The organism is Bradyrhizobium sp. Pha-3, assembly GCF_042258325.1.
Classification (GTDB): Bacteria; Pseudomonadota; Alphaproteobacteria; order Rhizobiales; family Xanthobacteraceae; genus Bradyrhizobium; species Bradyrhizobium elkanii.
On the sequence record NZ_CP170151.1, the window covers coordinates 1,226,081 to 1,247,501 of the forward strand.

A 21,421-nucleotide genomic window follows, 5' to 3' on the forward strand; every position below is an offset into this window, starting at 1 on the left:
TATGAATGCTGAACAATTCACCGACCGCGCGAGGGGCTTTATCCAGTCGGCGCAGTCTCTGGCAACAAGAGAGGGTAACCAGCAGTTCACGCCTCTCCATGTGCTCAAGGTGTTGCTCGACGACAACGAGGGGCTGGCCGCCGGTCTGATTGATCGGGCGGGTGGAAACTCGCGGGCGATCCTGCACGCCACGGAAGCGGCTTTGGCAAAACTGCCGAAGGTGTCTGGCTCGGGTGCAGGGCAGGTCTATATGGCGTCCGATACTGCGCGCCTATTTACCGCTGCCGAGGAGCTGGCGGAAAAGGCGGGTGACAGCTTCGTCACCGTCGAACGCCTGCTGCAGGCCTTGTCCACGGACAAGAGCAGCGAAGCGTCGAAGATCCTGGCGCAGGGCGGCGTCAACGCCCAGGCTCTCGGCACCGCGATCGATTTGCTCCGGAAGGGTCGCACCGCAGACAGCGCGTCGGCCGAGAATGCATACGACGCACTGAAGAAGTACGCCCGCGATCTGACGCAGGCCGCGCGCGAAGGCAAACTCGACCCGGTGATCGGTCGCGACGAGGAGATCCGTCGTACAATCCAGGTTCTCTCACGCCGGACCAAGAACAATCCGGTCCTGATCGGCGAACCGGGTGTCGGCAAGACCGCCATCGTCGAAGGCCTCGCTCTGCGGATCGTCAACGGTGACGTACCCGAGAGTTTGCAAGACAAGAAGCTGCTCGCGCTCGACATGGGCGCTCTGATCGCGGGCGCCAAGTACCGCGGCGAGTTCGAGGAACGACTGAAGGCGGTGCTTTCCGAGGTGACGTCGGCGGACGGCGGAATCATCCTCTTCATCGATGAGATGCATACACTTATTGGTGCGGGCAAGACCGATGGCGCGATGGATGCTTCCAATCTCCTCAAACCCGCGCTGGCTCGCGGCGAGTTGCACTGTGTGGGTGCGACTACGCTCGACGAATACCGCAAGCATGTCGAGAAGGATGCCGCACTTGCCCGCCGCTTCCAGCCGGTATTCGTGTCGCAGCCCACGGTGGAGGACACGATCTCGATCCTGCGCGGCCTCAAGGACAAGTATGAGCAGCATCATGGCGTGCGGATCTCGGACGCAGCGCTGGTCGCTGCCGCAATGTTATCCAACCGCTACATCACCGACCGGTTTCTTCCCGACAAGGCGATAGATCTCGTCGACGAGGCTGCTGCACGACTCAAGATGCAGGTCGACTCCAAGCCGGAGGAGTTGGATTCGCTTGACCGCGAAATCGTGCGTCTCAAGATCGAGCAGGAGGCGCTCAAGAAGGAAAGTGATGCCGGGTCGAAGAGCCGTCTGAAGACGCTCGACGGCGATCTGGTCGATCTCGAGAAGCGCTCCGCCGACATGACGACGAAATGGCAGGCCGAGAAGAGCAAGCTCTCGGACGCCCAGAAGATGAAGGCGCAGCTCGAGCAGCTGCGCACCGAGTTGGCGAACGCGCAACGCAAGGGCGAATATCAGCGGGCAGGCGAGCTGTCTTACAGCACGATTCCCGAACTCGAGAAAAAACTGGCTGCCGTCGAGGCCAGCGAGAGCAGCTCGATCAGCGAGACGGTCACGGCCGACAACATAGCTCAAGTTGTTTCGCGCTGGACCGGCGTTCCGGTCGACAAGATGCTGGAGGGCGAGCGGGAAAAGCTGCTTCAGATGGAGGAGATGATCGCCAAACGCGTGGTCGGGCAGACACAAGCCGTTCGCGCGGTGTCGACGGCCGTGCGACGGGCTCGCGCGGGACTGCAGGACCCGAACCGGCCGATGGGCTCGTTCATGTTCCTTGGTCCGACCGGCGTCGGCAAGACGGAACTGGCCAAGGCCCTTGCGGAATTCCTGTTCGACGATGAACACGCCATCCTTCGCATCGACATGTCGGAGTTCATGGAGAAGCACTCGGTCGCGCGGCTCATCGGCGCGCCTCCAGGATATGTCGGTTATGACGAGGGTGGCGTGATCACGGAAGCAGTGCGGCGACGGCCGTATCAGGTCGTACTGTTCGACGAGATCGAGAAGGCGCATCCGGACGTCTTCAACGTGCTGCTGCAGGTGCTGGATGACGGGCGCCTGACCGACGGTCAGGGGCGGACGGTGGACTTCCGCAACACGCTTATCATCATGACCTCAAACCTCGGGGCGGAATACCTCGTCAATCAGGGGGAAGGCGAAAAGACGAGTGCCGTTCGCGACAAGGTCATGGAGATGGTCCGCGCGCATTTCCGGCCGGAATTTCTCAACCGCGTCGACGCGATTATCCTGTTCCAGCGGCTGCAGAAGAACGATATGGGCCGAATCGTCGACATTCAGTTTGCGCGTCTCCGCAAACTCCTCGACGATCGCAAAATTACACTGTCGCTCGACGCCAAGGCCCAGGCCTGGCTCGCCGAAAAGGGCTGGGACCCCGCCTATGGCGCCAGGCCATTAAAGCGGGTCATCCAGCGATATGTACAGGATCCGCTGGCCGAAATGCTGCTCGCGGGCGACGTCCGCGACGGATCGACCGTGCAGATCTCCTCCGGGAAAGACGGTCTGACGTTCAACGGGAAGACAGTGAAGCCTCCGGATGAGGACGAAGCGATCTGAGCGTCAGGCTTGGGAAAGACAAGGAACGTGCAGGTGCAATTCATGAAGAAGCATCAGATCAAGGAAGGTATGGAGGTCGTCGGGTTTGACGGTGTGCAGATCGGTGTCGTCGATAGCATCGAGGCCGACCGTATCAGGCTAAAGAAAAGCGAAACTGGCGGCAGAGGGCACAAACGACATCACCACTATATCGGCACGGATTTTGTCGACAGCGTCACGGATCACAAGGTGCGGCTCTGCTCTGACGCCGATATCGTCGAACTCTTTGAGGAAGAAAAGTCGGGCCGCCCGGTCAAGTGATTGGTGTGAGTGGTTCGCGGTCACGCAGTCGATGTGGATCATCGCTCCTGTGATGTGCTGCAATGGATTCCAAGGAGAAAGGTACGGCCATGAACAAGATCACCGGCGGTATGGAAGTAATCGGCGCTGACGGAGTGCATGTCGGCACGGTCGATCAGATCGAAGGTAATCGTATCAAGCTCAAGAAGAGCGACAGTTTCGGGCACCACAAAGGACATCAGCACTATATCGAGCTGGGATTCATCGCCGGCGTCGAGGGCAACAAGGTGCGCTTGTCCGCCAACGCAGATATTGCGGTGACACTGGAAGAAGAGCCATCAGGACGTCCTGTCGATCTTGGATAACCGGGATAGTGCGGCGGGATCCCTGCGCCCGCTGTTGTCTGGGGCAAGACGTTTCGATTTCGGCAGCGACATCGGGCTCGACGCTGCGCGAGCCACGCCCGCAGCGTGGACAATTTGTCCGTGCTCGATCGGACAGTTTGTCAGATCCGGTCGGTCAGGTCGGCGTAAGCTCTTGAGATCTCGATGCACTCAAATTGGCATGGCGGTTGCTCCGTAGCCGATGAATGGCTCGATAGAGCAAGAGGGAAAGCATCGACGCGATGGAAGAATACGATCTCTACATCAATGTGAAGAAGCCGGCGATCGGGATCTACGTCCGCAAGGGCGCGCAGCTCCCGGACCTCGCGGACAAGGGCGACTGGGTTTTTGACGGGACCTCCGCTCAGGATCTTTTGCCGCCGAGCGTGATCGAAGGTGTCAAGGCCGATGGCCATGCCTTTCGGGATATGGATTGACCAGGTCTCGGTTTGATTGGTCGGGGTGAACATCTCAAGGGATGGCTGCGGCCTTGTGTGTTCGTTATCCCGATCGCGCTGCCGGTGATTTCCGCACGATGCGTCGTTCGAGAGGCTCGTCGATGCCGAGTGCCGGCGGGCTGCACCGACCGCGCGGCCGGTGTTCAGCCGGGCCGGCCAGCCCGGAGCATTAGGTGCGCCGAACAGGCCGCCAAGGAGTGATTGTGCCAGCTGTCGTTCCACAACCCGTCGTCGTAAAACTGACGCGAGCCGCGATATTTCTCGTCGTCCGGATCAATTCTGGAAAGGACAGCGAAGTTGCGGTGCGCGGTCTATGTGCCGATCTGTCGGCTCTCCTGCGAGCCGTCGGATTTCGTGATCTGGAAGCGCGGCTGTCATGCGTGATGGCTCTCGGCTCCGATGCCTGGGACCGACTGTTTGGTGATCCGCGGCCCAAAGATCTTCATCCCTTCAGGGAAATCCATGGGGTGCATCACGCAGTCTCCACGCCAGGCGACATCCTTTTTCATGTCCGGTCGGTTCGCATGGACCTATGCTTCGAGCTTGCCTCACAGATCATGTCCCGGCTGGGCAAAGCCGTGACGACGATCGACGAGGTTCATGGGTTCAAATACTTTGACGATCGCGATCTGCTTGGATTTGTCGATGGAACCGAGAACCCGTCCGATCAGGACGCGGTTGACGCGACGACCATCGGACAAGAGGACCCTGCATTCGCCGGCGGAAGCTACGTCATCACCCAGAAGTATCTGCACGATCTGCAGCGGTGGAATGCGATATCCACCTCGGAGCAGGAGAATATCATCGGTCGTCACAAACTGTCGGACATCGAGCAGGACGATGCGGCCAAGGCGCCCTACGCGCACAATGTTCTGACGACGATCGTCGAAGACGGCGAGCAGCTTGAGATCGTGCGCGACAACATGCCTTTCGGTGAGATCGGCAAGGGTGAATTTGGCACCTATTTCATAGGCTACGCGCGCTCGCCCCACCGGATCGAGCAGATGCTCGAGAACATGTTTGTCGGTCGGCCGCCCGGCAACTACGACCGGCTGCTGGATGTCAGCCGCGCCGTTACAGGGACGCTGTTCTTCGTGCCGTCGGCGACATTTCTCGACAACGTTTCGCCTGAAGACGATGGCGCCACGGCATCCAGCGGGGAAGCGCCGGTCGACGCTGAGCAGCGTGGCGCAGGCTCGCCAGATACCGCTCGTAAATATCCGCCCGTCAACGACGGCTCGCTTGGAATTGGCTCTCTAAAACAAGAAGGCGAACCATGAATAATCTTCACCGCCAACTCGCTCCCATATCCGACGCGGCCTAGGCTCAAATCGAGGAGGAAGCTTCCCGTACCCTGAAGCGACACCTTGCCGGCCGGCGTGTGGTCGACGTCCCCGAAGTCAAGGGGAGTGGCTTCTCGGCGGTGGGCACTGGTCATGTCAAACAGCTCCCGGCTCCAGGCGAAGGAATGACGGCCCAACAGCGCGAGGTGAAGACGCTCGTCGAACTGCGCGTTCCATTCCAACTCTTGCGCCAGCAGATCGATGACGTTGAACGTGGCGCCCTGGACGCCGACTGGACACCGGTCAAGGATGCTGCCCGCAGAATCGCATTTGCTGAAGACCGTGCGATTTTCGATGGATATGCGGCTGCAGAGATCGAGGGCATTCGTCAGGCCAGCAGCAATGCAGCGCTCATTCTTCCGACAAATGCGAAAGCCTATCCAGGTGCCGTCGTGCAAGCGGTCAGTGAGCTCAGACTTGCCGGGTGCAATGGGCCATATGCCCTCGTCCTTGGAGCAGAGGCGTACACCGCCGCCAACGGCGGAAGCGATGAAGGATACCCCGTTTTTCACCACCTCGAACGGATCGTCGACGGCGGCGTTGTCTGGGCGCCTGCCATCAGCGGCGCTTTTGTCCTAACGACGCGAGGAGGTGATTTTGAAACTGGATATCGGCCAGGATCTTTCGATCGGCTATCTCAACCACACCGACACAACCGTCGACCTCTATTTCCAGGAGACCTTCACCTTCCGGGTGCTGGCCACTGAGGCTTCGGTGGTGCTCGCCGCAGCCGAGAAGCAAATGTTGAAATAATGCGCTCTGCGATATGTCGTTGAAGCCGACATCGTGCTCGACGATCTGCTTCCTTCCATTGCGCTCGCGGGAACCATTCCGGACATTTCAGAGGTCTACCTCCGCAACATCCCTTTTGTGACTCCAGGCTCAATATGACGATGCGGGACATGTTCGAGCGTGGATGGGAGAGCATGACTCAGAGCGTTGGCGTCGCGTGATGCAGCCCATCGCGACGCGGGAGTGGTGAAGGTGGACGGCTCGCGGAACATAGAGAGTATCGTGAGGAGCCCACGAAAGTTCCGGCATGACTGCGCGCTTGTCGGTCACCATGAAACGCAGCGATCGGGTCGCGCCTTCAACCCCAGGTCAGGCAAGGTTGCGGCATCCTGCGCCCTGACCGGGACGTTTGCGTCAGCTCGGCATTGCCGATGACGGTTTGGCCTGGTCGATCATCTTCGCGTTATCGCAATTCTCGCTGCTGAGGAGTTCCGGTCGCCGGCAACAGCCTGGATAGGGCCCAGCCTGGCGTTGGCGCTATGGTCGTCACCGCTGACAAGAGCTAGTGACGAGATCCAGAGTCCTCAAACGTTGTTATTGCATGGCGCGTGCGGCCGGAGCCGCACCGGGCTCTCGTGAACCGAGCCGCGCGGCGTCTCGGCCGTTCGGCGTCGATCCCTCGCGCAGGTCGACACAGATATAATGTGTCGCTCGCCGGAGGCACTCGCTCGCGGGTCCCGCCGTCATTATATGCCGGCGTCGCTATCGCTGTCCCGCGTTCGGGTGCCTTGTTCACCGGTCTCGCGACCGCAGTCGCCTCGGTGCCCGCGGGCATTGCATGCCCGCGTCGCTATCACTGCCCTCTCGTCGGCTGCCTCTTTGATTTTGTCACTCTTGGCTTGATTTCACTTCTTCCGGGTTGCTCAGCGTTCTCATCGTCGAGAGCTACGGGGCTCCGCCCCTCGCGCGCGCCAGGGTAGCGCGCCGGCTATGCCGGCGCCGCCCCGAGCGGTCTCCCCGGTCTTCCGCGCTTCGTTCATTTGCCGACCTTGGACGAATTGGGATGCGCTTGTGCAGACCCGCTTCTCGCGAAGCGGCCCTCATCGGGCGGGAGATCCCCCTCCGCTCGGGTCGCCCTGGCACTTGCTACCCCCGGCCTCGCCGACGGGCAGGGGCGCAGGCGCGGAGTGCGCCATGCACCCTTGAAGTCAAAGGAGATCGATCATGTCGGCCAGATCAATTGGAATACCGAGCGGAACGGAGGTTCGCATTCCGCTCAGCAAGCTCAAGAAGTCGCCGAACAATGCGCGCAAGACCGCGCACAGCGAGGCGGCGATCGAGGCCTTGGCGGCGAGCATCGCTGCCAAGGGCATCCTGCAGAATCTGGTCGTTGAACCAGAGGTCGATGGCGAGGGGGCGGCCACAGGGTTCTTTTGCGTGACCATCGGCGAGGGCAGGCGGCTGGCCCAGCTGCTGCGGGTGCAGCGCAAGGAGATCAGGAAAAACGAGCCGATCCGGTGCATCGTCGATACCGCGAACGATCCGCACGAGATCAGCCTGGACGAGAATGTCACCCGGGAGAGGATGCATCCGGCGGACGAGTTCGAGGCGTTCAGGAAGCTCGCGGACGAGCGCGGGCTCGGAGCGGAGGAGATCGCGGCCCGCTTCGGCGTGACGGCGCATGTGGTGCGGCAGCGCCTGCGGCTGGGCGCGGTTTCGCCCAAACTGGTGCAGCTCTATCGCGAGGGCGATCTGACCCTCGAGCAGCTGATGGCGTTTGCCATCACGGATGATCATGCCCGGCAGGAAGCCGTCTATGAGCGCCTGCCCTTCGACCCGGATGCCTCGACCATCCGCCGTCTGCTCACCGAAACCCATGTCGCGGCCACGGATCGCCGGGCGCGCTTTGTCGGCCTTGAGGCCTATACGGAAGCGGGCGGTACGATCCTGCGCGACCTCTTCACCGAGGATCGCGGCGGCTATCTGGAAGACGTCGCGCTGCTCGATCTGCTGGTGACCGCAAGGCTCGGTCGCGAGGCAGATGCCTTGCGGGCGGCCGAGGGATGGAGGTGGACGGAAGCCCATCTCGACTTCCCGCATGCCCACGGCATGCGCCGCGCCTACCCGCATCCGGTCGAGCTTTCGGCGGAAGATCAGGGCGCCCTTCAGGCGGTCCAGAGCGAGTTCGACCGGCTGACCGAACAGCATCAGACGGCCGAGGAACTGCCCGACGACGTGGACGCGCGGTTTGGCGAACTGGAAGCCGAAATCGAGCGGCTGGAAGCGAAACGGCAGGCCTACGATCCCGCCGACGTCGCGCGCGGCGGCGCCTTTGTGGTCCTCAATCACGACGGCACCGTTCGGATCGAGCGTGGGTTCATTCGTCCCGGAGACGAGAAGCCCGAGGCTGAAACCGGCCCGGAAAGCGATGCCGAGGCGCGGGATGAGGACGACCGGGGAGGCGAGGAGGCCGCCCGGGATGGCGAAGACGACGAGGGCGCCAGCGACGAGGAGGACGAGGACCAGCAACTATCTGACGCTCTCGTTCGCGACCTCACCGCGCACCGAACCTTGGGGCTGCGCCTCAATTTGAGTGAGCAGCCCGATGTCGCCATCGTGGCGGTCACCCATGCACTCGCGGCCCAGATTTTCTATTTCGGGGCCAATGCGCATGTGGTCGGCATCCAGCCGGTGAAGACCGATCTGGCCGCGCACGCGGACGGGATCGAGGACACGCCGGCCGGGAAAACGTGGTCGGATCGCCATGCCAATTGGGCAAGGCAGATGCCCAAGGACGTCACCAGACTGTGGGATTTCGTGGCCGAGCTCGACCACGACAGCCGCATGGCGTTGTTCGCGCATTGCGCTTCCCTGACGGTCAATGCGGTCAAATTGCCATTTGACCGGAGGCCGCGCGCGTTGGCGGCGGGCCGCCGTCTGGCCGCGGCCGTGGCCCTCGACATGACCGCCTACTGGCGCCCGACGGTGCGCAGTTATCTCGGCCGGGTCACCAAGGCGGGTATTCTGGCGGCGGTCCGCGAAGGCGTCGGCGAGGAGGCGGCCGAGCGCCTAACGGACATGAAGAAGGCCGACATGGCGCAAGCCGCCGAGCAGCTGTTGGCCCCAACTGACTGGCTGCCGTGGCTGCTGCGGACGGCCTCTCCGCAGGGGGCAACCGATCTCCAAAGCGAAGCGAAAGGCAGCGAACTCCGGGCGGAAGCCGCCGAGTGAGACCAGCGCCGGGGCCGAGTAGGCGGTCCTTACGGGCTTCGAAATTGCGGCCGCGCACCCAGATAGTGTGCGGCCGATTCCATAGATGCAAAGCGGCGATTCCCCTACGCAAGCGCCCCCTCCGATCGGGGGGCACGATCCGTCCGATTAACGCCGATTGCTGCAGCCAGGGTGACTCTATCGCGCCTCCTTCGACCTTCACCAGCGAGGTGGAGATCGAGCCCGGGAAGCGCGGATCTTGATCTTGATCGTACGCATCCAGCGCGCATTGGTGCGGACAATTCTAACGGCGCGATCGGTTCCTTGCGTGCAAATGCGGTTGGGTTCCTAGCGTCGATCTCGCTGCTTCCTCGCGGCGATTGATGCAGGGGCTTCGCTCATCTTCGTCCGATCCAGCCGATGTCTGATGCTGTGACGGGGCCAGTCGCCATGATCATCTCCGTCAGTTCCGTTGTGGGCTCGCGTCCAACGCAGTCACGATTGGGCTGATCAAGCCAGGGGGACGGCAAGAGCCTCGATCGCCTTCCCGCAACAGCTCACGCCTGCTTTTTTCTCCTGCCGCCAAGCCGCGGCATTCCTCGCGGGAAGACAAAAAAGCAGGCTTGTCGCCGTCCTCCGCTGGCGCTCTGGGCCTTGCGGCTGCAGGCCGATCGCTCCCCGGGCGAGGGATCGCCATCGAGGCTGCGAAGCGCGGCCCGAGCAAAAACAGACGGAGATCACCATGGCGACCATCGGCACTTTCACCGCCTCCGACACCGGCTACACCGGCTCGATCAAGACGCTGACGCTCAACATCAAGGCCAAGCTCGTCGCATCCGAGAAGGACAACGACAAGGCTCCCGACTACCGCATCTTTGCGGGTAGCACCGAATTCGGCGCCGCCTGGAAGAAGACCGCCCGCGAAAGCGGGCGCGAATATCTCTTGGTCAAGCTCGACGATCCGAGCTTCCCGGCGCCGATTTACGCCTCGCTGGTCAAGGTCGAAGGCGACGAGGGCTTCAGCCTGATCTGGTCGCGCCGCAACGGCGACTGATCGCCCCGGATCATAAGCCTCGCCTCCTCGGAGGCGGGGCTTATTTGCGTTTCTTGCGCCGCTTTGGGAGGAAGCGGAAGGGCGTTTTGTGCTCGGAGAAGGGTCTTCACAGCGAGTCAAAATGCGATCGATCGGACAGGATTTGGGGCGGTGTTTGGGGCTGATCGATCGGAAATTCGTGCCGTGTTGAGCTCGGATTGTCGTTCTCGGAGGGGGCTATTTCGTCAGCTTCCAAGAGCCACGCGCACCCTTGTTGCAGCGAAAATTATGCCATCGCTGAGCGCGGAAACCTGCACGTGCACCAGGACTTCAGCGGTCAGCGACGCTGCGCAAGGACCTTGTTACAGCAGAGAGAGGAAGCTTGAGCGAGGTGAGTTTGAAGAGGAAGAGAGCGCAAGATAAAAGCACTGTCACCGTAGGGCGGCCAAGTGATTGTCTGCACGTCCAAGATTTGTCACCATTGGCGCTCTACGTGTCACCACAACGTGCTCAAGTGGCGCAGTCTTTTCGTGAAATTCGTCTGCATGCTCCGTTGGGGTTTGTCGTGCGGAGAATTCCGGAATCTCGCCAGCAGCGACGCAGGCGAATATCTCGGAATGGGCGTTCATGTCGACGGAGCCCGCCGCGCAACGGTCGCTTCCAAGTCACGTCCAATTGTTCTCAGGACCGTTCGATCGGCCGCTACCGTATGGCAACGCTCGAAGCTTCTCGGAGTTGACGTGCGGGCGTTCTTTGAGGGGACGAGCGAAGTAGGGCGATAAGATGCGGGATTGAATCGAGGACTTGACCGCGCGTTCGATCCAGCCTGCAATGTGTCGCAGAACGGCCCGAAGGCTTCACTTCCGATAGGTTCTAAGCATCCATGTCAGACTGGCTCACTTCTGCTCTCGACTACATCCCCACATGGATTGACTATCAGCGGGAACTATTCGACCAGCCCGGTGTGTCGCTGGCGATCGCTCACAAAGGTCAGGTGCTGCTTGAACACGCGAGCGGCATGGCCGATCTTGCAACCGGCGAACCACTCACCTCGCGTCACCGCTTTCGTGTTGCCTCGCATTCGAAGACTTTCACGGCCGCCGGGATCATGTTGTTGCGCGAGCGCAATGAGATTCGGCTTGACGACCGGTTGGGTGAGTATCTGGCAAATCTGACACCGGAGGTCTCTGACGTCACCATTTCGCAACTGCTTTCGCATGCAGCCGGCCTGACCCGGGACGGGCCTGACAGCGGTCAGTTCTCGGACCGCCGGCCGTTCCTCAGTGAGGCGGAATTTCGCGCCGATCTCTCCGCGTCACAGCCTCTCGCGCCCGGCGTCACGTTCAAATACTCCAATCACGGTTTCGCGTTGCTAGGCAAAGTCATCGAGAAGGTCACCGGAGATCCCTATGGCCGCTGGATCTACGATCACGTCGTCGCCCCGGCGGGTCTCAGAGAGACGACGCCTGACTTCGATCCGATCGTCTGTCGTCCATTCGCCCATGGCCACTCAACCCGCCAACCCTATGGTCGGCGCTTCGTCATCCCAGGACACAATGCGACGAATGACATGGCCTCGGCGACGGGCTTCTCGGCAACCGCTGGCGACCTCGCGCTGTTTTTCGGCCAGCTTTCTCCCAGCGCCCAATCGAGCATTTTGACGGCGGCAAGCCGCCGCGAGATGACGCGACGCCATTGGCGCGACGCCCACTCACAATTGGAGCGCTACTACGGTCTGGGCACGATTTCCGGCCCGCCAGGTTCGTGGAGTTGGGTCGGTCATGCCGGTGGTTTCCAGGGAACGCTGACGCGTACGGTGGTTCTTCCGGAGCAGGATATCTCGATCAGCGTCCTCACCAATGCCATCGACGGCCTCGCAAACGTCTGGTTCGAGAGCGTGATCCACATCCTAAAGACCATTCACGACCTCGGCGCCCCTGGACCCGAAACCGCTCACTGGTGTGGACGCTGGTGGACCCTGTGGGGGCCATTGGATCTGGTGCCCGGAAAGGACAAGGTGTTAGTTGCGACGCCGGGCCAACTGTCCCCTTTCTTGGATGCGACCGAACTTAAGCCGTCCGGTATCGACGAGGCGATCGTTGCGTCGGCGCAGGCATTCGGCGATCTCGGTGAGGTCTGCCGCCTCATCCGCGGCTCTACCGGCCTCATCGAAGAGGTGAGGATCGGCAGCAAGCACCTGGTGACTGAAGACACGATCAAGTCTGAAGTACAGCACCGGTACCGGCCGAGCTCGCAGGCGACTTAGACGGCGTCCTGTCGTCGCGGCCCCGTCGCTTAAAAGCTTAACCGTTGCGCGACCAGCGGCGGATGCTACCAATCGGCTTAGGTCTGAGTTCGCGACCCTGACCTCTCGTAAGCCCAGAGGAGCGCAGGCCGCGCCTTGAGGAAATGCACGTGCGCGTGCTTGGTGGTCGAAGCAGGCACAGGGTTGATGTCGGAAAGAACAAGAGGTTACCCACACCGCGCTGACTTCTTTAGCGAGCTTGCTGACGTCGCCGCCGTGGCCAGTTCTGGCCCGTGGCGAGGTAGTCCCTAATCCAGTCAACTTGGATCGGGTCGCGTAAGCAGCCACCATGCCGCGTTCCAATCGGCGCGGCGGCGCCTTCCCACAACAGCAATTCTCACCGCAACGCGCTTCGCCGACACGAGGGTTTGCTAACTTGACCCATGCTTCACAACCTGTCGGACAAGTTCTACCGACCGCTCAAGCCGCTCCAATAGCAACGCCAAATCCGCCGCCGAGGTCTCCTCTAGGTGCAGATTTTCGACTGAAAGCATCTGGGCGATGAGCTGGTCGATTGGTTCTGCTCTCGACGTGGAGCCTGCGCTTCCACCGACGCTCGATCTAACGTGTCCGTCGGGTGTGATCGTCATCGCAAGAATTGACTTAGCTAAGATGGCGGCCTCAACGGTCGCTGCAGGTAGCTCCACATTGCAGATAACAGCCGTCCGGAGGCGATAGCCGGCGCGGTACGATGTGGGACCCAATGGTCCCAATTCGCCAATCTCCCAAAACGCTTCTACTCTATCAGTCATCGCGCCCAGGCTTCGGCAGCTAAGCCGCTATTGTGGAAAGCGATCTTGTAGTTGGCCATGGATCCTCGAGTAGCAGACTAGATCAATAATGTAGACGATAGTCAACATTTGCGGCCAAAAATGGGACTCGGAGTCCGTGGATCGATAGTCTTCTCCGACGTCCTGTGGGGCGATGGCGGTCGGGAAGGACGATCAAGGAATAATCGGAGTCGTGGCTGACAACGTCAGGTCGCTCAGAAAGACGGCTGGGCTGTCGCAAGAAGGATTAGCCCATGAGGCGGGGGTGGATCGGACCTATATTAGCCAGGTCGAACGCCGCCAAAGAAACGTGACAATCGTGGTCCTGGCGAAAATCGCAAAAGCTCTGAACGTGACACCGGACAAGCTACTACTCGTGCCCTCATCTCGGAGAAGAGGTCCCTGAGCGTGGCTATACGGACCGACTCGAGCGACCAGGATCCGGGTGGTACCGGATGGGCAATTTCCGCCTGAGGGCCGGGACCCATGACCGCTCCTGAGCAGCTCGACGGCCGGGGATTGTTTCTCGCTGGTACTGGCGGAAGACAACAAGAATTCGATTCTACTCAGCGGTGACGCCGAGCTTCGCAACGTGGCCGTCGGCAAGGGATGCGAGGTCCATGGCGTCATCTGGGTAACCGACGAGATCCACAGCCGCAGCCTGTTGGCCAGCCTGAAGGTCGCTCAATGCCTGGAGGCATGGCTCAATGACCCTTTGGTTCGGCTGCCGGTGGCCCAGCCGAATACACGGCTGCGGCTTCTAACAAGGAAGTAAGCGCGCCGCACACCGCCGATACGGCGGCGGCCAGGCAGCGTAGAACTCGCCGCAAGCCGGTTGAGAATCCGCCCATTCGGTGTGCCGGCCTGATGAAGGAGCCCGGTCCCGCGGGGGCCAGGCTCTCTGCTTCACTCAGAAGCCAGCGTAGTAGTCGTTAACGGTCCGGGTCCGCCCTGGATCGTTCCAGTTCCAGCTGGTCTCGTCGGCGTACTTTGGCGCACCTTCCAGCTGCTTCTGCGTCAGGTTGGTGCGGTAGCCCTCCAGACTGGTGTCGTATTTCAGCGATTGCCAGGGCAGGGGATAGTGGTCGTCGCCGATGCCGAGGAAGCCGCCGAAACCCAGGACGGCGTAGGAGACCTTGCCGCTCTGCTTGTCGATCATCACCCGTTCGATTGAGCCGATCTTCTGATTATCGGCGCCGTAAACGGCGGTGCCTTCAACCTTGTCGCTGCCGATAAGGCTGCCGGTCTCGCGTTGTTCTGTAGCCATCTAATCCTCCATGGTTGAAAACCAAGCAACCGGGCGGAGGCAAAGACGTTCCAACGTGCGGCGAAGAGCCCATCAGCCGAACTCGACGCGCGGAACTGTCCAAATGGATACATGGATTAATCCCGCGCATGCCAACTAAAGCCGGGAGGGAAGCTCGCCGAGCCTCAAATCATCAGCTTCCATGACCAATAGACTCCAATCGCCATCTGCACGGCGAAGGCGGTGAAGCGGAGACTTACCGCGACCGGGCTGGTCGAGGCGAGATGGATAAGCGACTGCACGATCCTCGCGCCGAGAAACCAGATCGCCAGAGGGTCGGTGATTCCTGTTTTTGATGTCATGAGGGCAATCGTCAGCAAGCCCCCGAAAATTGGCAGACCTTCAACGCAATTGGCATGAGCGCGGGCAAGGCGCTGCATGAACGGCGACAATCCGGCGTTATCTGGCGTGAACGCGTTGGCGGCGACCTTTCCGGTCAGGACGAAATAGGTTCGGACGCTTTCCATCACGACCAGCAGCAGGAGTGCCCACGCAACGAAGCCTGTCAGTGCATAGCCTGTCGCGGACATGTCCCCTCCGACGTCATCCTGCCGTGGTTCATTCGTAGCCGATCTTCTCCGGACAAGGCAATCGCCGACAGGTTGACCGTCTTACGCACCAGCGAGACGCCTTCAGCAGCCGTTTAAAGCGATTTGGTCGATCGATCTGGCTCCTCCTCTCGTTGGCGCTGCCAACACGGCCATTGAGGTCGTGCGAATAGGCCGGCAGCGCGGGCCTGCAAGGCATCCACCCGTATCCCGCAAGCGGGAGCCCGTCGGGCGGAGACCTCCTTGCCTGCCCGCTCGGACCTGCCGGCCCAGAAATTCTCCCGACGGCCGCGATTGGCGCAGCCGACAACAACGGGAGAAAATCCAATGACCGATACAACCGCAACAGTCCGCAGCCTGAACGACAGCTTCCGCAAGCGCCTCGTCTTCGGCGCACAGTCCTTCTCACGCCCGGCGTCACCAGTTTGCCGGAAGACCGTCTGGCAGATTTGCTGGACCTCGTCCGCGCGTTCGACAGGTTCACGCCCGACAACGACCCGTACGGCGAGCATGATTTCGGCGCCATTGAACTCAGCGGCGACCGGTACTTCTTCAAGATCGATTACTACGACCTGTCCAAGACAGCTGCCTCGCCCGATCCGGCCAACCCCGCTGTCACGCAGCGCGTGATGACCATCATGCGGGCCGACGAGTACTAGGAGGCCCGGCCATGACCAAGATCCTCAACGTCAACGACCTTTGCGACGCGATCTGTGGCTCGACACTGGACGATTCCACGCAACGCATCCTGATTGGCGCCGTGGAAGCCGCTGTGAGACGCGCCGCCAACGTACTGGCTCACCGCTACGGCATCGTTTCAGGGCCTGCCGAGTACGAGACCGGTTTCGGCGGGCTTTGCGTGAACTTCCGTCCTGCGCATGTAGGCCAGGAATGTCCCGATGTGATCGACGCCGGCGATGAAGGTGGGAATTGGCCGGGAGGCCAGCCCGGCCACATCCCGACAAATGTAACCCGGCCGGTCTTGCCGCCCTCGCAAGGTTTGACGGTGATTTCGACATCCAGGTCAAAGCCTGTCAGCATGCACATCAGCTTATAGACCGAGACGTAATCGTCGGCCCGCATCACCTTCGACACGTTCTGATGCTTCATCCCTAGCAGTGTCAATCGGCTTCCAAATTTGTCCCCTCATCGGCGTCCAATTTTGACCCCTTCGCGCGGCGGGGTTTGACGGTAGCGCTCGTCTCGTCGGAGCTGGCCGGGATTGCGGAGACGAGACGAGCGCGGGTGGCGTGATCGTCGTCGCGGCTCTTGAATCGCCAGCTGTCATTGCCGGTCTCGACGATGTCGCAGTGATGGGTCAACCGGTCGAGCAGCGCGGTGGTCATCTTTGCGTCGCCGAACACGCTGGGATTCACCGAAGGCGAGATTGGTGGTGACGATGACGGAAGCACGCTCGTAGAGCCGGCTGACGAGATGGAAGAGAAGCTGGCCGCCGGACCGAGCTCGTCCAGGACGATGAAGTCCATTCGGGTCAGTCAGCAAGACGGCCCTGACGTCCGTTGCGGGTCTCGATCTCGAGGCGGTTGACAAGGTCGACCGCATTGAAGAAGCGGCCACGGGCACCGGATCGGATGCAGCTTCTGGCGATTGCAATGGCCAGATGGGTCTTTGCCAGTACCCGATCCGCCGACCAGCACGACGTTGCGTTGCTGGGCGATGAAGCCGCCGCCGGCTAGATCTTTGACGTCGGCGATGTCCTTGGAAAGTGGCAGCTTGGCGATGGTGAGCTGGTATTTGATCGATCGCGCCTGCTTCTCGTTGATCTCGGCGTTGAGCAGGTCGCCGACGATGCGCTGGGGTTCATGCTGGCGTTTGACGGCAGTCGCCACGATCTCGTCGAAGGCAGCCTTCATGCCGTAAAGCTTGAGCTCGCCCATGAGATCGAAGATTTGGGTTCGTTCATCAGATGGTTCTCCGGAGGTTGTCATAGCGGGTACAATCGGCGATCGGCGCATGGCGGAGCGTCAGTGCGGCCGGCGTCATGATGTTGGCCGGTGGGGTGGGCTCACGTTCCCGGGCCAGGATGTTGAGAACGACATCGGCGGAATGGACGCCGTGACCGAGCGCTTCGGCACAGGCGGCTTCCACCGCGGGCAGACCGTCAGTCAGCACCGCGTTGAGGATGTCGATCATCTGCCGATTGCCATCGTCGGTGCTGGCAAGCCGGCGCCGGATCTGCTCGATCGCGGCTGGCAGCACCCAGTCCTTGAAGGGAGCGCCATTGCGCAAGGCGCCGGGTTTGCGAGCCAGCACCGGCACATAGTGCCAGGGATCGTAGGTCGTTTCGCCGCGTCCAAAGGATCGTGGATGCTCCGCAACGATCCTTCCATCCTGACGGATCACGATGCGGTCGGCATAGGCTTGGACCTCGACCGGGCGCCCAACTGCGCTGGCCGTGACCGAGTATTTGTTGTTGTCGGAGCGCACCAGGCAGGTCTTCGAGACCGACGCCGGCACCGCGTGGAAGCCGTCGAACCGGCCGGCATAGGGAACGAGCTTGGGGCGCTCGGCTTCGAAGACTTCCCAGATCGTCTGCTCGGCCAGCTCCGGGTGACGATGTGCCTTGGCATAGGTGATACATTTATCGAGCAGCCAGGCGTTTAGCTCGTCCAGGTTCTTGAACCGCAGCCGCGGCGTGAAGAAGCGCTCCCGGACCAACCCGACCTGGTTCTCGACCTGGCCCTTCTCCCAGCCCGAGGCTGGCGTGCAGGCAACCGGCTCAACCAGATAGTGGCTGCACATCTGCAGGAAGCGGCAAAAACTCTCGAAAGACGGGATCGCGGTAGAGCGGATTGTCCTCCTTGACCCGGGCGTGCACCGAAATGTTGACGACCGAAAGGGTGGTTTCCCTTACCACAGGCGCAAGGGTCGGAATTTGGCCGCCCCTGATATCCGGGACCTGTGCGCGCAGGGGCGACCACGCGATAGAGGCGCAAAGGAGCAAGACTGCGGCGAACCGTCGATCCTTTATTACTGATGAGTTCTTCGACATGGTGAGTAAACGAGCTGTAGAGGCGGAATTCCAACGTCCGGACGATCGCACGCTCGGACGTTGGAAAGTGTCAGCCATTGCGATTGATCGCGATACGGCGGACATTTCTGGCTTCGGCGGATTTCGGCGCGGTTATGGTCAGGACGCCGTTCTTGAACGCGGCCGAGACTTTATCCTCGTCGATGCCCTCCAGCGGGATACGCCGTTCGAATCGGCCATAGTACCGCTCGCTGAAACGACGTGCCTTGTCTTCCGATTCCGATTTTTTCTCGCCGGAGATCGAAAGAACGCCATTTGCGATTTCGAGACTGACGTCCTTCTCCTCCAGGCCGGGCAGCTCGGCGGTGATGCGCACCTCCTTATCCGTCTCATCGATGTCGAGCTGGGGCCAGCCGAGCCCGCTGAGTCCCCGGGTCGATCCCAACGATGCAAGATCGAGCCCGCGGAATACATCGTCGAACATGCGGTTCATCTCGCGATGTAATGTAAAAAACGGATTCACGTCGGCACCGCGGTGAATGCCGACCTCGCGCCCGCCGTTATTCCAGGGAATGAGATCCTTGATACCCATGATGTGTTCTCCTCGATTCAAGCGACTTCCGCCGCGAACCGCCGCGGAAGTCTGTTCTCGCTGATGCGAGCGTTACCTCGCGGTCAGGCCGCCTTGCCGTCGATCTGCCGGACGTTCGAAGCGGGCGAGCCGTCGATCGAAATCCGGCGCGGCTTCATGGCCTCGGGGACCTCGCGCACCAGCTCGATCTGCAGCAGGCCGTTGTCGAATGCGGCTCCCTTGACCTGGACATAGTCCGCCAGATTGAACTGCCGCTTGAAGGGCCGCGACGAAATTCCCTGGTACAGGAACTCGCGCTGCTGTTTTTCCGACTTCCGGCCCTCGACCGTCAGCACGCTTTGTTCTGCGGTGATCGCGATTTCATCGGCCGAGAAGCCCGCCACCGCCAGCGAGATCTGGTAGCGGTCTTCGCCCAGGCGCTCGACGTTGCAGGGCGGGTAGTTGTCCTCCGTGCCGGCCTGTTGCGCGGCGTCCACCAGGTCGAACAGGCGGTCGAAGCCGATGGTCGAGCGCCAAAGGGGAGCAAAATCGTAGGTAGTCCTCATAGCCAAATCCTCCATTGAGCAAGATGGGTACGAGCAGGCGTCGGACACCTCCGGCGCCCGTCTCCGCCAGGCCCCCGAAGGGCGCCCGGACCGCTCATCGCGGCACGCTAAAAAGTAGAAAAAGCAGATTCGATTTCAAGTGGGCGATCAAGTTCGTTTCAACGATTTTGAGCGACCGGGAATCCGCCGATATGGTTTTGCTCGCGGCCGCCCGGTATCCTTCCGGCCAGGTACGCGCAGAAACAGCTACAGCGTGTCCGGCTTTCGACGTCCGGCGAATTGGAGGGCATCCGGGATCCACCTCTCATGCTGCGTCCGCAACCTCACCCAGTTGCCAGTTGCAAAGATCAGTCGGCGTTAGCGATTCGGCTCCCTCATCGTGAACTCCGGGCGAAGCCGCACGCCCTGTCTCGAACATCGCAGCCTGCAAGGCGACAAGGACTGCTCCAGTCGCCGCGAGTGTGTTTGCCATCACGAGAAGAATGACCGACGGAGTAAACATGGCGACCGGTCCCAGTGATTTTTTGCAGGCTTAGGCCCGCGCCTCCCCCCGCTTCATTTCTTTCGCGCGGGAAGAGGGCGGGCCATTGGCTTCATGCCGGCTTGTCAGCATCGCAGCCTTTACCTTTTGAAACGCTCGCTCCTCGATCTGACGAACCCGTTCGCGGGATACTCCATATTCCGCGGCAAGTTCTTCAAGGGTCGTCGACTCCTCGTTCAGCCAGCGCGCTGTGAAGATGTTACGTTCGCGAGGGTTGAGCTTGGCGAGGGCATCAGCGAGGGCCTGACGACGATATTTGGTTTCCTGCTCCTCGGCCAAGGTGATCTCACCGGTCGGCGCGGGATCCACAAGCCAGTCCAACGTTTGTCCGGTTTCATCCTCGTCGTGGACAGGCACATTTAGAGAAACATCTCCACGCAGGCGCCGATCCATGGTAACAACGTCTCGCTCAGCCACCTTGAGACGCTCCGCAATCAGCCTGACCTGCTCCGGACGCAAATCGCCGTCCTGCAGCGCGGAGATCGCGCTTTTGGCTCTCCGCAGTTTGAAGAAAAGCTTTTTCTGGCTCGCGCTCGCGGCGATCTTGACCAGCGACCAGGACCGCAGGATGTACTCCTGGATGGAGGCCTTGATCCACCACATCGCATAGGTGGCAAGGCGAACGCCCCGATCCGGATCAAACCGCCTCACAGCCTGCATCAAGCCGATGTTTCCTTCCGAGACGATTTCCGCGATCGGGAGGCCGTAACCGCGATAGCGCATCGCTATCTTGGCGACCAGCCTGAGATGACTGGTGACCAGGTGGTACGCTGCGTTGCGATCCCGGTGTTCGCGCCAGCGCCTTGCGTAGGCGAGCTCTTGCTCGGGCTTGAGCAAGGGAAACTTACGGATCTCGACGAGATATTTCGACAGCCCAGCGTCGACAGACGGAGAAGGTAGAGCGGTAATGTTAAACATCTTATAAACCCCAAATTTGGACAGATTCCAACTGGCCTCGATCGACCGGCTCGTTCTCGCTTAGCCGAGGAGGCACGCGCGCGGCACAGGTGCGACTGCCAGTAAGCGGCTCGGCCTTGCGGAGAGCCGTCAAACAACAAAGCTATCAGGCCGCTTTGCGCTCGATCTGCTGGGCGTCGGGTGCGGCCAGATCGTCAATCGGGATCCGGCGAGCCTTCACGCCGTCCGGAATCTCCCGAACCAACTCGATCTGCAGCAGACCGTTGTCGAATCGTGCTCCCTCGACCCGGACGTGGGCAGCCAGACTGAACTGCCGCTTGAAAGGTCGCGACGAGATGCCTCGAAAGACGAAGTCCCGCCGTCCATTTTCGCCCTTGCGACCTTCGATGGTGAGCACGCTCTGTTCGACCGTCACGGTGATCTCATCGGGGGAGAAACCGGCCAAAGCCAGCGAAATCCGATACCGGTCGTCAGACAGGCGTTCTACGTTGCAGGGTGGATAGTTGCCTTCGCCGGCGGGGTGCCGGGCCGCGTCGACCCGATCGAACACGCGGTCGAAGCCGATCGTTGATCGCCACAGGGGGCTGATGTTGTAACGCCTCATAGCCAAATCCTCCAAGGAGCAAGATGGGTACGAGCAGGCGTCGGACACCTCCGGCGCCCGTCTCCGCCGGGCCCCCAAGGGCGCCCGGACCGCTTGTCGCGGCAAGCAAAAAACTAGCAAATCGACTTTTGGTTTCAAGCTGGAAACCGGAAATTTTTGTCCGAGGACTAACCCATGGTTACCGAGCGCGGGGCAGGTCTTCAAAGTTGGGCAAAGTCAACGGGAGCGGTGGGAAACGTCTCCAAAGCCCCACC

The 21,421-nt window shown here is 61.1% G+C and carries 18 protein-coding genes and 4 pseudogenes; 13 read left to right on the top strand and 9 right to left on the bottom strand.

What is annotated here, in order from left to right; genetic code table 11:
• The first annotated feature begins 1 nt into the window (after window position 1).
• The 11 genes and pseudogenes from clpB (at window position 2) to ACE10X_RS05895 (ending at window position 13,896) form a co-directional block, all read left to right on the top strand.
• Window positions 2-2,608, top strand: a complete 2,607-nt coding sequence (clpB, locus tag ACE10X_RS05845; RefSeq protein WP_038387851.1) for an ATP-dependent chaperone ClpB — start codon at window positions 2-4, stop codon at window positions 2,606-2,608.
• A gap of 42 nt (window positions 2,609-2,650) precedes the next feature.
• Window positions 2,651-2,908, top strand: a complete 258-nt coding sequence (locus ACE10X_RS05850) for a DUF2171 domain-containing protein (RefSeq protein WP_038387870.1) — start codon at window positions 2,651-2,653, stop codon at window positions 2,906-2,908.
• Window positions 2,909-2,997: 89 nt separating this feature from the next.
• Complete coding sequence (locus ACE10X_RS05855) at window positions 2,998-3,252, top strand: DUF2171 domain-containing protein (protein WP_038387869.1); 255 nt, start codon at window positions 2,998-3,000, stop codon at window positions 3,250-3,252.
• A gap of 260 nt (window positions 3,253-3,512) precedes the next feature.
• On the top strand, window positions 3,513-3,707 hold the full coding sequence (locus tag ACE10X_RS05860; RefSeq protein WP_038387850.1) for a hypothetical protein: 195 nt from the start codon (window positions 3,513-3,515) through the stop codon (window positions 3,705-3,707).
• 224 nt (window positions 3,708-3,931) lie between these two features.
• A complete protein-coding gene (locus tag ACE10X_RS05865) occupies window positions 3,932-5,008 on the top strand; it encodes a Dyp-type peroxidase (RefSeq protein ID WP_038387868.1) in 1,077 nt (358 codons plus the stop codon).
• A 50-nt stretch (window positions 5,009-5,058) separates the two neighbouring features.
• Window positions 5,059-5,824: pseudogene (locus tag ACE10X_RS05870) on the top strand (family 1 encapsulin nanocompartment shell protein).
• A 1,203-nt stretch (window positions 5,825-7,027) separates the two neighbouring features.
• Window positions 7,028-9,034 carry a ParB/RepB/Spo0J family partition protein gene (locus tag ACE10X_RS05875; RefSeq protein ID WP_038387849.1) on the top strand — a complete coding sequence of 669 codons (2,007 nt, stop codon included), beginning with the start codon at window positions 7,028-7,030 and terminating at the stop codon, window positions 9,032-9,034.
• A 721-nt stretch (window positions 9,035-9,755) separates the two neighbouring features.
• Entirely contained in the window at window positions 9,756-10,067 is a 312-nt protein-coding gene (locus tag ACE10X_RS05880; RefSeq protein ID WP_038387848.1) for a DUF736 domain-containing protein, read from the top strand.
• 862 nt (window positions 10,068-10,929) lie between these two features.
• The gene (locus ACE10X_RS05885; protein WP_038387847.1) at window positions 10,930-12,312 is read left to right on the top strand and encodes a serine hydrolase; all 1,383 of its coding nucleotides are present in this window, start codon (window positions 10,930-10,932) and stop codon (window positions 12,310-12,312) included.
• Window positions 12,313-13,275: 963 nt separating this feature from the next.
• Window positions 13,276-13,527 carry a helix-turn-helix domain-containing protein gene (locus ACE10X_RS05890; RefSeq protein WP_038387845.1) on the top strand — a complete coding sequence of 84 codons (252 nt, stop codon included), beginning with the start codon at window positions 13,276-13,278 and terminating at the stop codon, window positions 13,525-13,527.
• A gap of 186 nt (window positions 13,528-13,713) precedes the next feature.
• A complete protein-coding gene (locus ACE10X_RS05895) occupies window positions 13,714-13,896 on the top strand; it encodes a hypothetical protein (RefSeq protein ID WP_253592922.1) in 183 nt (60 codons plus the stop codon).
• 135 nt (window positions 13,897-14,031) lie between these two features.
• Here the strand turns inward: ACE10X_RS05895 and ACE10X_RS05900 are convergent, their stop codons facing one another.
• Both ACE10X_RS05900 and ACE10X_RS05905 read right to left on the bottom strand, forming a co-directional pair.
• On the bottom strand, window positions 14,032-14,388 hold the full coding sequence (locus ACE10X_RS05900; protein WP_038387841.1) for a PRC-barrel domain-containing protein: 357 nt from the start codon (window positions 14,386-14,388) through the stop codon (window positions 14,032-14,034).
• A gap of 164 nt (window positions 14,389-14,552) precedes the next feature.
• Window positions 14,553-14,957, bottom strand: a complete 405-nt coding sequence (locus tag ACE10X_RS05905) for an MAPEG family protein (protein ID WP_038387840.1) — start codon at window positions 14,955-14,957, stop codon at window positions 14,553-14,555.
• Window positions 14,958-15,400: 443 nt separating this feature from the next.
• Between ACE10X_RS05905 and ACE10X_RS05910 the strand changes: the two genes are divergently transcribed.
• Together ACE10X_RS05910 and ACE10X_RS05915 are read left to right on the top strand one after the other, a co-directional pair.
• Window positions 15,401-15,634, top strand: a complete 234-nt coding sequence (locus tag ACE10X_RS05910; RefSeq protein ID WP_338132109.1) for a DUF3768 domain-containing protein — start codon at window positions 15,401-15,403, stop codon at window positions 15,632-15,634.
• Between the two features lie 11 nt (window positions 15,635-15,645).
• Window positions 15,646-16,032, top strand: coding sequence for a hypothetical protein (locus tag ACE10X_RS05915; protein ID WP_157788134.1), 387 nt, complete (start codon window positions 15,646-15,648; stop codon window positions 16,030-16,032).
• 64 nt (window positions 16,033-16,096) lie between these two features.
• Here the strand turns inward: ACE10X_RS05915 and ACE10X_RS05920 are convergent.
• The 7 genes and pseudogenes from ACE10X_RS05920 to ACE10X_RS05950 all read right to left on the bottom strand — a co-directional run bounded on the left by ACE10X_RS05920 (window position 16,097) and on the right by ACE10X_RS05950 (window position 21,167).
• A pseudogene (locus tag ACE10X_RS05920) lies at window positions 16,097-16,611 on the bottom strand (ATP-binding protein).
• 52 nt (window positions 16,612-16,663) lie between these two features.
• Window positions 16,664-16,951 (bottom strand): annotated as a pseudogene (locus ACE10X_RS05925) (ATP-binding protein); the annotation flags it as partial.
• Window positions 16,899-17,750: pseudogene (locus ACE10X_RS05930) on the bottom strand (IS21 family transposase); the annotation flags it as partial. The pseudogenes ACE10X_RS05930 and ACE10X_RS05925, both read right to left, overlap by 53 nt.
• Before the next feature lie 308 nt (window positions 17,751-18,058).
• The gene (locus ACE10X_RS05935) at window positions 18,059-18,559 is read right to left on the bottom strand and encodes an Hsp20/alpha crystallin family protein (protein ID WP_038387838.1); all 501 of its coding nucleotides are present in this window, start codon (window positions 18,557-18,559) and stop codon (window positions 18,059-18,061) included.
• A gap of 83 nt (window positions 18,560-18,642) precedes the next feature.
• On the bottom strand, window positions 18,643-19,104 hold the full coding sequence (locus ACE10X_RS05940; protein ID WP_038387837.1) for an Hsp20 family protein: 462 nt from the start codon (window positions 19,102-19,104) through the stop codon (window positions 18,643-18,645).
• A 532-nt stretch (window positions 19,105-19,636) separates the two neighbouring features.
• Window positions 19,637-20,563, bottom strand: coding sequence for an RNA polymerase sigma factor RpoH (gene rpoH / locus ACE10X_RS05945; RefSeq protein ID WP_038387836.1), 927 nt, complete (start codon window positions 20,561-20,563; stop codon window positions 19,637-19,639).
• 145 nt (window positions 20,564-20,708) lie between these two features.
• Entirely contained in the window at window positions 20,709-21,167 is a 459-nt protein-coding gene (locus ACE10X_RS05950) for an Hsp20 family protein (protein ID WP_038387835.1), read from the bottom strand.
• Window positions 21,168-21,421: the final 254 nt, after the last annotated feature.